At 41.9% G+C, this 11,528-nt stretch carries 11 protein-coding genes; 3 read left to right on the top strand and 8 right to left on the bottom strand.

All coding sequences use genetic code 11. The features are described 5' to 3' along the window. Positions 1-366: 366 nt before the first annotated feature. From AC1DSE_RS20565 to AC1DSE_RS20575, 3 genes are read right to left on the bottom strand one after another with little or no spacing between them, the layout of a single operon-like run. Complete coding sequence (locus AC1DSE_RS20565) at positions 367-924, bottom strand: hypothetical protein (RefSeq protein ID WP_144376882.1); 558 nt, start codon at positions 922-924, stop codon at positions 367-369. A gap of 12 nt (positions 925-936) precedes the next feature. Further along, positions 937-1,683 (bottom strand): GTP pyrophosphokinase, encoded by a 747-nt coding sequence (locus tag AC1DSE_RS20570; RefSeq protein ID WP_477511074.1) that lies wholly within the window; start codon positions 1,681-1,683, stop codon positions 937-939. 54 nt (positions 1,684-1,737) lie between these two features. Then, positions 1,738-2,154, bottom strand: coding sequence for a MarR family winged helix-turn-helix transcriptional regulator (locus tag AC1DSE_RS20575; protein WP_076270900.1), 417 nt, complete (start codon positions 2,152-2,154; stop codon positions 1,738-1,740). A 106-nt stretch (positions 2,155-2,260) separates the two neighbouring features. Here AC1DSE_RS20575 and AC1DSE_RS20580 point away from each other — a divergent pair, with 106 nt between their 5' ends. Then, positions 2,261-2,725, top strand: coding sequence for a MarR family winged helix-turn-helix transcriptional regulator (locus AC1DSE_RS20580; RefSeq protein WP_441885387.1), 465 nt, complete (start codon positions 2,261-2,263; stop codon positions 2,723-2,725). A gap of 67 nt (positions 2,726-2,792) precedes the next feature. Here the strand turns inward: AC1DSE_RS20580 and AC1DSE_RS20585 are convergent, their stop codons facing one another. The 5 genes from AC1DSE_RS20585 to AC1DSE_RS20605 all read right to left on the bottom strand — a co-directional run bounded on the left by AC1DSE_RS20585 (position 2,793) and on the right by AC1DSE_RS20605 (position 8,745). After that, complete coding sequence (locus AC1DSE_RS20585; RefSeq protein ID WP_441885385.1) at positions 2,793-4,415, bottom strand: MDR family MFS transporter; 1,623 nt, start codon at positions 4,413-4,415, stop codon at positions 2,793-2,795. Positions 4,416-4,641: 226 nt separating this feature from the next. Then, a complete protein-coding gene (locus AC1DSE_RS20590; protein ID WP_441885383.1) occupies positions 4,642-5,766 on the bottom strand; it encodes an NADH-dependent flavin oxidoreductase in 1,125 nt (374 codons plus the stop codon). Between the two features lie 151 nt (positions 5,767-5,917). Beyond that, positions 5,918-6,574 carry an SDR family NAD(P)-dependent oxidoreductase gene (locus AC1DSE_RS20595; protein ID WP_477511075.1) on the bottom strand — a complete coding sequence of 219 codons (657 nt, stop codon included), beginning with the start codon at positions 6,572-6,574 and terminating at the stop codon, positions 5,918-5,920. A 225-nt stretch (positions 6,575-6,799) separates the two neighbouring features. After that, on the bottom strand, positions 6,800-8,212 hold the full coding sequence (locus AC1DSE_RS20600; RefSeq protein ID WP_477511076.1) for an MFS transporter: 1,413 nt from the start codon (positions 8,210-8,212) through the stop codon (positions 6,800-6,802). Positions 8,213-8,292: 80 nt separating this feature from the next. Next, on the bottom strand, positions 8,293-8,745 hold the full coding sequence (locus tag AC1DSE_RS20605; protein WP_477511077.1) for a MarR family winged helix-turn-helix transcriptional regulator: 453 nt from the start codon (positions 8,743-8,745) through the stop codon (positions 8,293-8,295). A 216-nt stretch (positions 8,746-8,961) separates the two neighbouring features. On the opposite strand from AC1DSE_RS20605, the gene AC1DSE_RS20610 reads away from it, so the two are divergent. Together AC1DSE_RS20610 and AC1DSE_RS20615 are read left to right on the top strand one after the other, a co-directional pair. Further along, the gene (locus tag AC1DSE_RS20610) at positions 8,962-9,180 is read left to right on the top strand and encodes a hypothetical protein (RefSeq protein ID WP_441885375.1); all 219 of its coding nucleotides are present in this window, start codon (positions 8,962-8,964) and stop codon (positions 9,178-9,180) included. 239 nt (positions 9,181-9,419) lie between these two features. Next, a partial coding sequence (locus AC1DSE_RS20615; RefSeq protein ID WP_477528107.1) for a phosphatidylglycerol lysyltransferase domain-containing protein occupies positions 9,420-11,528 on the top strand: 2,109 nt, incomplete at its 3' end.

Raw genomic sequence — 11,528 nt, forward strand, 5'->3', positions numbered from 1 at the left:
GATGAAATAATGCCGCGGTTACTATTTTTTGCGAAGTTGATAATGGACTCATATTGCGTTTTAGCAATGCGACGGTCAGACATGGGAAGCTGAGGATTTTTGACTATCTCGGCTAGTTTCTTAAGCTCATGCATTTCCTCAGTTGTCACTTTGACCGTTATTTTCCCCACACGCTCCACCCTCCTTCGATATTTTTGTGAAAAATCGATTAGTCAAGCAAAAACRCCTTCGGCGTCCTTTAGACGCTGAAGTAGCTTTGACGGTGAAATATAAGATAAGTATGAGAAAATGATATACTTTCTTATATTTAAGCAAAAGGTTTATCAGCTATGGTCATTATACGCAAAACTTAAGTAAACTTGCATGTTATTTCGGTGGCGTTTGCGGATTTGAATCATCTATTTCTTCAGGAAACAAATCAGCAAACTCTTTGTTCTGCTTGCTCTTCAGGTAAGATAAGCCTGCGTAGCCTGCCAGCAATGAACTGCTCACGACTGCAAAGTTGTCCGATGTATTTGCCATAGCCAGCGCTGTTTTTGCTAATATGCCCGTTCCGATTGCGATCAGCAAATCGCCGAGAAAGCCGAGATCAAAAAAAATCTTTTTTTTCGCATTACTGTGATCTCTAAAGCCGATGACAAAAATAACAAAGTAATAACAGCGCTGAATCCACTTTACTAACCAATTTGAAGAAAGGGATAATCCTTCTTCATCATATTCTATGACGAGTTTCGGCATTTCGATAATCCCATTTTTCACAAAATGTCCGATGAGGCCGCCTACTAAGCTCATGGAGATTGATAAGCCAAACACCTGAATAAAGGCTTGAAAGCTTGAAATAACCATCGCCGCATGACCACCTTTCAACAACACTCGTTTGGCAGCACTTTTTGGCACTACTCTCACTTTATGTTGCTGATGCATGGTTCACGACTATTATTTTTTGGCTCCATCCTCAAAAAGCTCTAACAGCATGTTTGGAATGGAGCCGCTTTGATTGTTCATGATCAGCCGAAGCATCTCATCGCCCAGATCATCCTCACGCTCTTCTTTAATGGCTGCGATCTCATTATGCAGTCGCTCCATCTTCTGATCCAGCGCGGATGCGGAATCTGCCGCTTCTTTTAGTTCATTCAGTAAGCGAGGAGGTATCGCCTGTTTATATTTATAATAGATTTTGTGCTCCAGGCTCGCCCAGAAATCCATCGCTATCGTTCGAATTTGAACTTCTACACACACATTTTCCACTCGATCCGATATGAACACCGGCACCTCAATGAGCAGATGCAAGCTTTGGTAGCCGTTTGGCTTCGGATTTTTTATATAGTCTTTAACCTCCAATAAGGTCAAATCGCTCTGATTGCTTAACATATCACTAATCCGGTAAATATCAGAAATAAAAGAGCAAGTTATTCGCAGGCCTGCTATATCTTTAATGTGATTCCGAATGCCGTTAAAAGAAAGCTCGCTTTGCTTTCGATAAAGCTTTTCGACAATGCTCTTGGGCGACTTTAGGCGCGAGCTTGTATGCTCAATCGGATTGTATTCATGCAATAAATGAAACTCTTCCTTTAATATTTCGACTTTTGTCTCAAGCTCTTGAATCGCAAATTTGTACATCATTAGAAAACGAGTGATTTGCTGCTTCATGTCTTTCATTTTTTGCATTTGATCCATAACCATACTTCCGTATTCCCCTTCCAATTCTTGCTGCTGAAATGTTTCGATTAGATCCCGCTAATCATCAAGCGATGTAAATATTCGTCTCAAATGCTCCAAATCCTCTTGCGAGATCCTCTCACTCATATATCGGATAATAGCATCATCATTTTCATTAAAAGCCTTCACAAATTGTTTGCCCTCATCTGTAATTTCCAAATATACGACTCGTCTATCATCCTCGCTGCGATTTCTTCGAATAAGCCCTCTTTCCACGAGCTTGTCCCCGATGAGCGTAACCCCGCCTGCAGTAACCAAAAGCAATTCAGCTAGATCCGTCGACTTCATGGGACTTTGTTTATCTAAATGTTGAAGCATTCTTGTTTGATTAATGGAGAAGCTGCAATCTATTCCTTTATACCATTCGGTTTTTAATTTTTTGTAAACAACCTTTAATTGCGGAAACAGTTCTTTCCATTCCTCATAGTTGTTCATGTTCCACCTCATTTCTGTTGTTTTGTTGACTTCCTGTCATCATAATAACTATAATTACTTAGGTAACCTAATTACTTTATAAAATAAGTTCACCGAGGTGAATCCAATGTCCGCAGATAAATATGAGAATGTAACAGACTTAATCGATGTTTTCCAAAAGTTCGCTAAAGCCGACTGGCGGAAAAAAACGATGTGGGGCGGTCTTAAAGCGAGCGAAGTTCGTATGCTCGTTTGTGTGAAAAAAAGCAATGATAAAGGTTCAACAGGGACGACGGTTACAGAAATCAGTAAATTGCTGCAAGTCACCTCTCCAACCGTTACACAGATGCTTAATAGCTTAATTGCATCTGGCCATGTGGTTCGTACATCCGATAACACAGATCGAAGAATTACCGAAATAACGTTAACGGACACTGGCGAAGAAATTGCTCAAAAAGCAATAGACCGTTTTATCTCCATGTTCAAAGGCATGATCGATCATTTAGGTAAGGAGCAAAGCGATCAGCTTGTCGTCATGTTAAACCAAGTATTCGACTATTTGGACTCAGCCAAAACGAATGAAGACTTTTAATAAACAAAGGGATTTCGCTTCCTGCAAGCTGCAGGAAGCGAAATCCCTCCTATAGGAGCCGCTCTTATTAATTATTAAGAGCAGGCTCTTTTTTCAACTTTTCAGATGGCTCTACGCTAACTGCTTCTTTCTTGTCAGAAGAGCGAAGCGGAATTTCTTTCAAGAAGAACACGAGTACGAATGCGACGATCAGCAAGGACATACCGAACAAGAATACAACCGTCAAGGAGTCGCTCAGTACCGAGCGAACCATCTCGATGATGTGTGTAAACAAAGGCTGAATTTGTTCCGGCAGCGTCGCATGAAGCTCTTTAAGCTTCGGTTGATCAAGCAGCATTTGCGGGTTAAGGAAACTAGACAGTTTCTCAGCTGTAGCCGCATCTACTTGACTTAAATCAGGTCCTTGACCTGCTGCGACAGCATCCTTCAGCTTACTGGTCAAAGTGGAGTTCATAACCGTACCCATAACTGCAATACCAATCGTACCGCCCAGGTTACGGAACAACGTAGCTGTAGCTGTAGCCACACCAAGCTGTGAAGGCTCTACTGCATTTTGAACGGTTAGTGTAAATACTGGCATCGAAATACCAAGTCCAATACCAAATACGATCATCGCAGCAACCGCAACGCCAACGTTAGTCATGAATGCCATCATAAGCATTCCCGCGACCATGAATGGCATACCGATGAGGGCGAATCGTTTGTATTTCCCTGATTTGGAAATCCAACGACCAGACATTGCACTTAGGAAGATCATGGCGATCGACATCGGCATATTTACAAAACCCGAGTTCGTTGGTGAAATACCAAGCACACCCTGCACGAAGAATGGCAGGTACATCATTGCGCCCATCATGCCGGCATTCATAAGGAAACCGACGGAGTTGGAGATCGTTACAATGCTGTTTTTAAACATCGACAAAGGCAATACAGGGCTTTTGGCTTGACGTTCTACAAGAATCAATAGAACTAACAACACCGCTGCAGAGGCGAACATGCCAATAATTTGTGGCGAGCCCCAGTCATATTTTGTACCTGCCCATGAGAAGCCGAGCAGCAATGCAATAAGCATCAGTGAAAGCAATAATGAACCCCAATAGTCAATGGATTCCGTTGTTTTACGCGCTGTTTTTGGAAACATGGACCAAATCATACCAAATGCAATAATGCCAAGCGGTAGGAAAATCCAGAAAATCCACTTCCAAGCGATATGATCGACCATAAAGCCGCCTAATGTTGGTCCAATTACACTTGAGAAGCCGAATATGGCCATCATTAATCCAGTCCATTTCGCCCTTTCCCTAGGTGCGAACAAATCACCAACCGCCGTCACGGTTGCTGACATAAGAATACCGCCGCCTATCCCTTGAATACCACGATAAGTGATAAGCTGGAATACCGTAGTTGATGTACCGCATAAGAAGGCTCCGATTATAAATAACACGATACCGACTAACAAAAACGGCTTCCTTCCGTAAATATCCGAAAGCTTTCCTACAAGTACAGTAGCAATCGTTGATGTGAGCATATAGATGGTAATAACCCATGTGTAATACTCGATGCCACCCAAGATGGCAATAATGCGCGGCATAGCCGTGCTTACGATTGTCTGATTGATAGCTGCGAAAAACATAGCTGCCATCAGTGCAATCATGATTGTTAACTTTTTCTTCTGACTCAATTGCTCCATATGCTCTGCACTCCTAAACATTTTTATTTATTATGGCCTATTGGCCGCCAAACTACTTCGCGAAATAGTTAGGTTGCCTACCTATTAGACAATGATACAATAACTTTAGTACTAAAACAACTGCCAATTCATTGTCGTGCTGGATACACTAAAAAAAGATTAAATCGATTAAAGACGCAAAAAAAACAGGTCAAGAAATGCTTGACCTGTTTTCCTGTCATCTATATTAATCGCCTAGCGGGAACCAGCCTGGCGTATGAACAATTGCTTGCCAGAGCGGGGTAGGAATGACCAACCGATCTTGATCATCCTTGCTGAGCGTTGTTTTTATTTCCGATTCGCGGCCTTCTTGCACTTTCTCGACCCAATCCGGTTCAACAATAATTTCACGGCCAATCGCTACAAGTGGAATGCCGATATCCAATGCCTTTACAGCATCTTCTGGGGTATGAATGGAGCCCACGCCAATAATCGGTATGGAGTGACCTACACGATCTTTTATCCATTGCATACGCGTTTTCGTTTCTTCAGCACCTCGTTTAGGCAATGACCAGAAATCCATTAACGATACATGAAGATAATCAAGTTCTTTATTGGTAAGCTCATCTAGAAGCCTAAATGTATCCGACATGGTAATACCAGGCGTAGTCGCCTCCTCAGGGGAGAAGCGGTAACCGACTAGAAAAGGTTTTTCCGCATAGGCAGCAACAACTCGCTTCACTTCATCAACGACGGCTAATGGGAAACGCAATCTGTTCTCTATATTGCCTCCCCAACGGTCATCACGTACATTGGAATGCGGAGAGAAAAATTGTTGGACAAGATAACCGTTTGCGCCATGAATTTCAACACCGTCGAACCCTGCCTCAATCGCTCTTCTAGTCGTTTCTCCAAAGTCGCGAATAATCGATTCAATTTCCTCATCTAATAATGCTCTAGGTGTAACCCCAGCGTTCTGCTCAGAAGCTACAGCGCTCGCACTTACCACATCACCATTGGGCACGAGGTTAATTGGACATTCTCTGCCGCCATGAAAAATTTGAAGCACCGCTTTAGCGCCCTTTTCTTTAATCGTTGCTGCCAAGCGCTGTAGACTCGGAATCATGTCATCGCTGTCGCTTGCAAATTCGCCGTGAAATCCTTTTCCGTTTGGTGAAACGTAAACACAAGCTGTAATGACTAGGCCCACTCCACCCGATCTGCGGCTATAATAGCTCAGCTCCGTCTCCGATACCGTTCCGTCTTCGTTTGCTGAGAAATTCGTCATTGGTGCCATAACAATCCGGTTTTTTAATTCAATACCGTTTTTAAAGGTCATTTGTTCAAACAATGGCATATAAGTTGATTTCATTTATTTCATCTCTCCCGTTATCCTCTGTTTATCTAACTAACTGTAACTTTTTTGTATACTGTAATATTATTTCATACAGTTAGAAATGTCAAGCAGCAAAAAAAGCATCCCAAACCATAAAGATTAGGCATGCTTTTTCTACTCTTCCCCATTAGTCTTGCTTATATAAATACTCGACTTCACTTCTATTGATGTATAAATTCCAAAATTGATCCGCAATTTCATCTGGATCATAGAAGCTTTCTTTGGCAACAAAACCAGCAATCGCTACGGTACCAACATAAATGCCATGCGGTTGTAGTTCTTGTGAAAGTGAGAAAGCAAGAGAGCGAATGCCCGCTTTACCAATCGACAATGACGACAATTCAGCAGCTGGTGCCAGCGCCAATCCGCCGCCAGTAAACAATATTGCCCCTTTCTTATGCTCAATCATATTAGGAATGACTTGATTCGCGCTCGTTAACGCTCCAACAACATTTACTTTAAACTCCTCGAGCAGTTGCGTTTCAGTTAAATGTGTGGGTGTAGCCTTGGATATGACAGCCGCATTATAAACCAGAACATCAGGGGAACCATATAGCTGCTTAATTTGTTCAAATGCAGAAGTTAATGATGATGAATCGGCTGCATCAGCCTTAATGCTGTAGGCTTCAATCTTGACTTCATTAAGCTCCTTCACATAGGTTTCCAGAGCATCCGTGTTCCTCGCTGCAAGTACAACGCGAAATCCTTCGTTACCGAATTTCCTTGCAACACCCGCACTTACACCTGGTCCAGCCCCGACAATTACGACTAAAGGTTTGCTCATCTCGCTCTCTCCTTCTAGTTAAATCATATAATTTCCAGTTTATTACACTTGTAGGTAGAGTCAAATTTTATCATTTTTCGCATCATTCATCTAATTCAAATATTTTATATCCTTATTATGAAATCGCTCTGTTTCAAAACAAACAGCCCCCCATAATCAACTACATTGCAGCATTCACTGCATGTAATTGAATATAGAGAGCCTCGTTTATTTTACAATTGGCTTCTAAGCGGTTGTTGAAGATGATTTGGACTTCTCAAGCTTTGTCTGCAAAGCTGCTTTATCACGCGATGGTCTGAATAACAAATAATACAAGCCAACAATGATTGCAGCCAAGATTGCTAAGGAAAAGAAAATATTGCTATATAGGTATGCCCCGTTATGAATGGCAAATGGGTTAAAATGGACCGCTGTTTGCTTCAAATCCAGCATTTTTCCGATAATACTTGTTGTCATTGCTCCCGAGATAAAGTTAAGCAAGGACATGAGTCCCATTCCTACTCCTATTTGCTCCTTGGCAAGCGTTCTTGATATCGTGTTGGACATCGCAATTTGCATAAAGGTTTGACCTATATTTCCGAATATTAACAAAAACACGATTAGATATGGTGATAATCCAACAAATACTGATAACAAAATAAAACAAGTAAAGCTTAATGAAATCGCAAGGTATACTAAAAATGAGTTGCCTTTCTCATCTGCAAGCCTGCCCCCTCGTCGCCCCATCAATGCAGAGGTAATAGCTGCAGGAAACATAACAAAGCCGATAATGGCAGGGGACAACTGGTTAAGACCCGCCAAAAACTGTGGGGTTACAAAAGGCATGCTAAAGCTTAACGATGTAGCTAGAAAAGTCATGATTAAACCAAACGTATATTTCTTATTGCTGAACAGCTTGGGCTGGATAAACGGCTCAGTCGCTGTTCGAATGCGAACAATAAATAAAACGAGTGTTACAGCACCGCCTAGAGCAATAAACCAACTTCCAACTGAGATGGACATCAGTAATAATGCGACGGAGCCTCCAAGCAGAATGCCGCCCAAATAGTCAATTTTTTGAGCTTTTCCTCTGTCGTTGTCCAAATATTTTCTAAAGAACGGAAGTGCAATCAGCGGAATCACTGATATTAAAAATAAAAATCTCCAGTTGATGAAGCTTGTAACGATTCCAGCAACAATGGGCGCGAGTGCGGTTCCAAGAGCAAGACCCGCCGCAACCGTACCTAACGCCCTGCCACGCTTCTCAGGAGAGAAATAACGTACTGGGACAATCATCGCTGTAGCTGGGATAACGGCTGCACCGCTTGCTTGCAGCACCCTCCCAAGCACGATCATCCAATATTCAGAAGCGAGCAAACCTACGATCGATCCAAGTGCAAAGATAATTAATCCGAAGGTCAATAGATCCTTTAGCCGATATTTGTCCGCGAGCTTTCCGTATGTAACGGAGCCTACTGCAAAAACGATCATGTAACCCGTAATCAGCCAGCTCACCTGTGAGGCGGTAATGCCAAATTCCTTGCTGATGACAGGCATAACAACATTAAACATTGAAGCATTCATAATAGAGAAGACTAATGTAAAAGCTAATATAGGCAGCAGCTTCTCGCCTATTTTTTGTTTATCTGTAACTTCCATATCCCGTTACGTCCTTTCCTGTTTTAGACTACATATAGTTTGAATTCAAACTATATGTCCGAATATAACAAGCGTATCGCTTACTCATACGCTTTAATAATTTTTCTGAGTAAAACATGTAGATGTGCCGCTTCTTCCTTGGTTAGCAAATGGTCCGATTTCTCTTTCGCTTGTGCAACAGCATTTGAAGCTTTCAAGGACATTTCTACCCCTTGCTCGGTTAAATAAATTCTTTTCATTCTTGCATCCGAGTCATGCGCACGCCTTACAACCCAGCCTCTCTTCACCATCCCGTTGATTAAGCTGGTTACACTCGATTTGTCTATAAATAGCAGCTTCTCCAAGTCGGAGTTCATCACGCCTGGTTTCATAGCGAGCAAATGAAGAGACTGTGATTGCTGAGGAGTGAGGCCGAGCGGTCGAAGCGAAGTTTCAATTGCACGCCGAATATTCGTAAATGCCAGTTTTATAAGCAATGTACTGCTGTCCTCTTGCTCCCAAGGAAAACGAGTAATGTGATTGTCTTTTCCCATTCAGAGCACCGCCTAAACTAGTTTGAATTCAAACTAATAATAAGGATGTAAGATTGCTTTGTCAACGAAAATTAACTGGACTGCGCTCGTTAATCTCCTTTTTCTAGTCTATAACTTCAATTCTCTTGTTTCATTTCATATAAAAGAGGTTATAAACAATAGAATTAACTGCATATAATCAAATAGCTTGTTTCACATTACAAGGAGGATTCAATCATGGACTATATTATTAACAAAACATTTAAAAACGTGGATGTATACTTTGACGGCTCTCATTATATTGGCTGCTCATTTATAGACTGCACGATTCATATAACATCACTGCGTTTTAATTATGATCGCTGCACGTTCTCTGGTTCAAAATTCAAGCTCAGCCCTAAAATGCTTATGCTGAAAAACGTTTATTCATTATTGCCTTCATCTATAACTGGATAAACGAATGTACAAGCCTAAACCTAATGTCCAGCTTCAGGGAAACTAAAGTTTAAAAACTTTAAAGCCTCTGAGCGCTGGACATTTTCTTTTTCCCCTAAAAAAGATGTTCCACGTCGTTCACATTTCGGTTTAATTTCCTAATTGAGGAAACATTAATGAGTAAGCAGGCTATACTTTATGTGTCCCACATGGCAAAATAATGAATAGTAAGGGACAAACCATACATAAGGGGAATATTAATGAAATGGATTCGCGAAATAGCTTACAAGCTGCATCTAATTAAGCTTGTATCCATCCTATACCGTGCAAGAGTACTGCGTTTTCTACTGCCAGTTGCTATTATCGCCTTTGTTTACTTCGAAGGAAAAAAACAGTTCCGTGAGATCCACTGGGGAAGAATGATCCATGAGTTTCATCACATGCACCCCTTTACAATTTTTCTTCTGCTCAGCTTCTCCATGCTCGCTGTCTCTGTCATGAGTACTTATGACTTGTTGATTCGCAAGCATTTTCATTTAAAGATTGGGATTTGGGATACGATTCGTTATGGATGGATTGCAAACACCTCAAACAATTTGATTGGTTTTGCGGGTCTTACAGGAGCAGGGCTGCGATCAATTCTATATCGAAATCGAGAGGTTCCCATCGGGAGTATTGCTGCTTCTGTTGCCTTTCTTTCGACGATAACTTTTACAGGTCTATCGCTGCTAGCATGGCTGTGTATTATCGGCATTTTCCCTGTTCAAGCATTGCTGAATGCTCATCCATGGCTTACCTATGCGATGTGGGCAATCGCACTGTATTTACCGCTATTCGTGCTGCTTCAAAGAACCTCGCTTTTCTCCAAATGGATTAATCGGAATCGAGGACAATTGACTTGGCGCATTATGACCGCATCCGTTGGTTCTTCCTTTTTGGAATGGTTTTTTGCTGGTATGACCTTCTGGCTTATTGGAGCAACATTTATTCCTGAACTTACATTTACAAACGCGCTTGGAATTTATACGTTAGCAGCAATAGCCGGCATTATAAGCATGGCACCTGGCGGTATCGGTGGTTTTGATTTAACGGCTATATTAGGCTTACAGCTGCTCGGCTTTCCACCTGATAAATGCGCGGTCATCCTTGTTCTGTTTAGAATTCTGTATTATTTTGTGCCATGGTTAATCGGCCTTATGATGGCAGCATTCGAGTTTCCTATGAACCGGAAACGATCGGAGCAGTCTGATAGCGGCATCATGGATCGAGCATTAAATATTTGGCAAAGTGTTTGGCGCTGGCCGGGACAATTTGCATTTATCGGCGAGGTTGGGGCATGGTCACTCGGTAAGCTTGTATTTGCGAGTGGGGTCATATTGCTGCTGTCCGCAGCGACACCCGCTTTACTTTACAGGATACATTTTACGGAAGAATTGGTTTCGTTTCAGATTATGAGGCTGTCTCATCAATTAAGCATCATCATCGGCATTATGCTTATCATGCTGTCTCGCGGTATTTCACTTCGAGTGAAGCGAGCCTATTACTGGACACTTTTCCTGCTTTGTGCTGGTTCCTTCTTCGCACTTGCCAAAGCGTTTGATTACGAGGAAGCTATATTTCTACTCATTGTCGCGTTGCTGTTATGGATTTCAAGACATCGATTTTATCGTTTGGCTATACCCGTAGGGATTTATAATGTGCTAGGCTGGGGGCTTATTACACTCTTAATCACCTATGGTTATTACCTCATCGCATCCCATTCGTATCCGGCATTTCTCAAACATCTGCCAAGAAAGGCTCACACCACATGGCTGATAGATCCAAGCCAGCATACGATAGCTGCGATATTTGGTCTCTTGGTTGCTTGGCTCTTCCTATCCTTGCTTTATATGTTTCGTCCTAAGCCGCTCGCCGTTTTAGAAACAGCTGAGGATGAGCAGTTGAAATTAAAAGCTTTTCTTGAAAAGGAACAAGGAAATTTATTGACGCATATGCTCTTTACCGGTGACAAGAGCTTCTTCTGGGCGATGAAGGATCAAGTGTTAATACCCTATGCGAAAATTCGAAATAAGCTTGTTGTGCTCGGTGATCCTTTAGGTCCCAAAAGCATGATTAGCGAAGCGATTCAACAGTTTCAGCAATTTGCCGATCAGTTTGCGGTAGAGGTCGTATTTTATCAAACGACACCTGACTATTTACCGTTTTATCACGAAAACGGCTATCGCTTTTTTAAACTGGGTGAGGAAGCATTGGTTCATCTGGACAATTTCACGCTTGTCGGAAAACAAAATGCCAGTCTTCGGGCGGTTAAAAACCGCTTTGAACGTGAGAATTTTCAATTTGAAATCGTACATCCGCCTCATGATAAG

It is taken from the genome of Paenibacillus sp. 01L418 (assembly GCF_056400045.1).

Coding starts and splice junctions, on each gene's coding strand:
- AC1DSE_RS20565 (WP_144376882.1), bottom strand. CDS start 924: ATGCATCAGCAACATAAAGTGAGAGTAGTGCCAAAAAGTGCTGCCAAA.
- AC1DSE_RS20570 (WP_477511074.1), bottom strand. CDS start 1,683: ATGGTTATGGATCAAATGCAAAAAATGAAAGACATGAAGCAGCAAATC.
- AC1DSE_RS20575 (WP_076270900.1), bottom strand. CDS start 2,154: ATGAACAACTATGAGGAATGGAAAGAACTGTTTCCGCAATTAAAGGTT.
- AC1DSE_RS20580 (WP_441885387.1), top strand. CDS start 2,261: ATGTCCGCAGATAAATATGAGAATGTAACAGACTTAATCGATGTTTTC.
- AC1DSE_RS20585 (WP_441885385.1), bottom strand. CDS start 4,415: ATGGAGCAATTGAGTCAGAAGAAAAAGTTAACAATCATGATTGCACTG.
- AC1DSE_RS20590 (WP_441885383.1), bottom strand. CDS start 5,766: ATGAAATCAACTTATATGCCATTGTTTGAACAAATGACCTTTAAAAAC.
- AC1DSE_RS20595 (WP_477511075.1), bottom strand. CDS start 6,574: ATGAGCAAACCTTTAGTCGTAATTGTCGGGGCTGGACCAGGTGTAAGT.
- AC1DSE_RS20600 (WP_477511076.1), bottom strand. CDS start 8,212: ATGGAAGTTACAGATAAACAAAAAATAGGCGAGAAGCTGCTGCCTATA.
- AC1DSE_RS20605 (WP_477511077.1), bottom strand. CDS start 8,745: ATGGGAAAAGACAATCACATTACTCGTTTTCCTTGGGAGCAAGAGGAC.
- AC1DSE_RS20610 (WP_441885375.1), top strand. CDS start 8,962: ATGGACTATATTATTAACAAAACATTTAAAAACGTGGATGTATACTTT.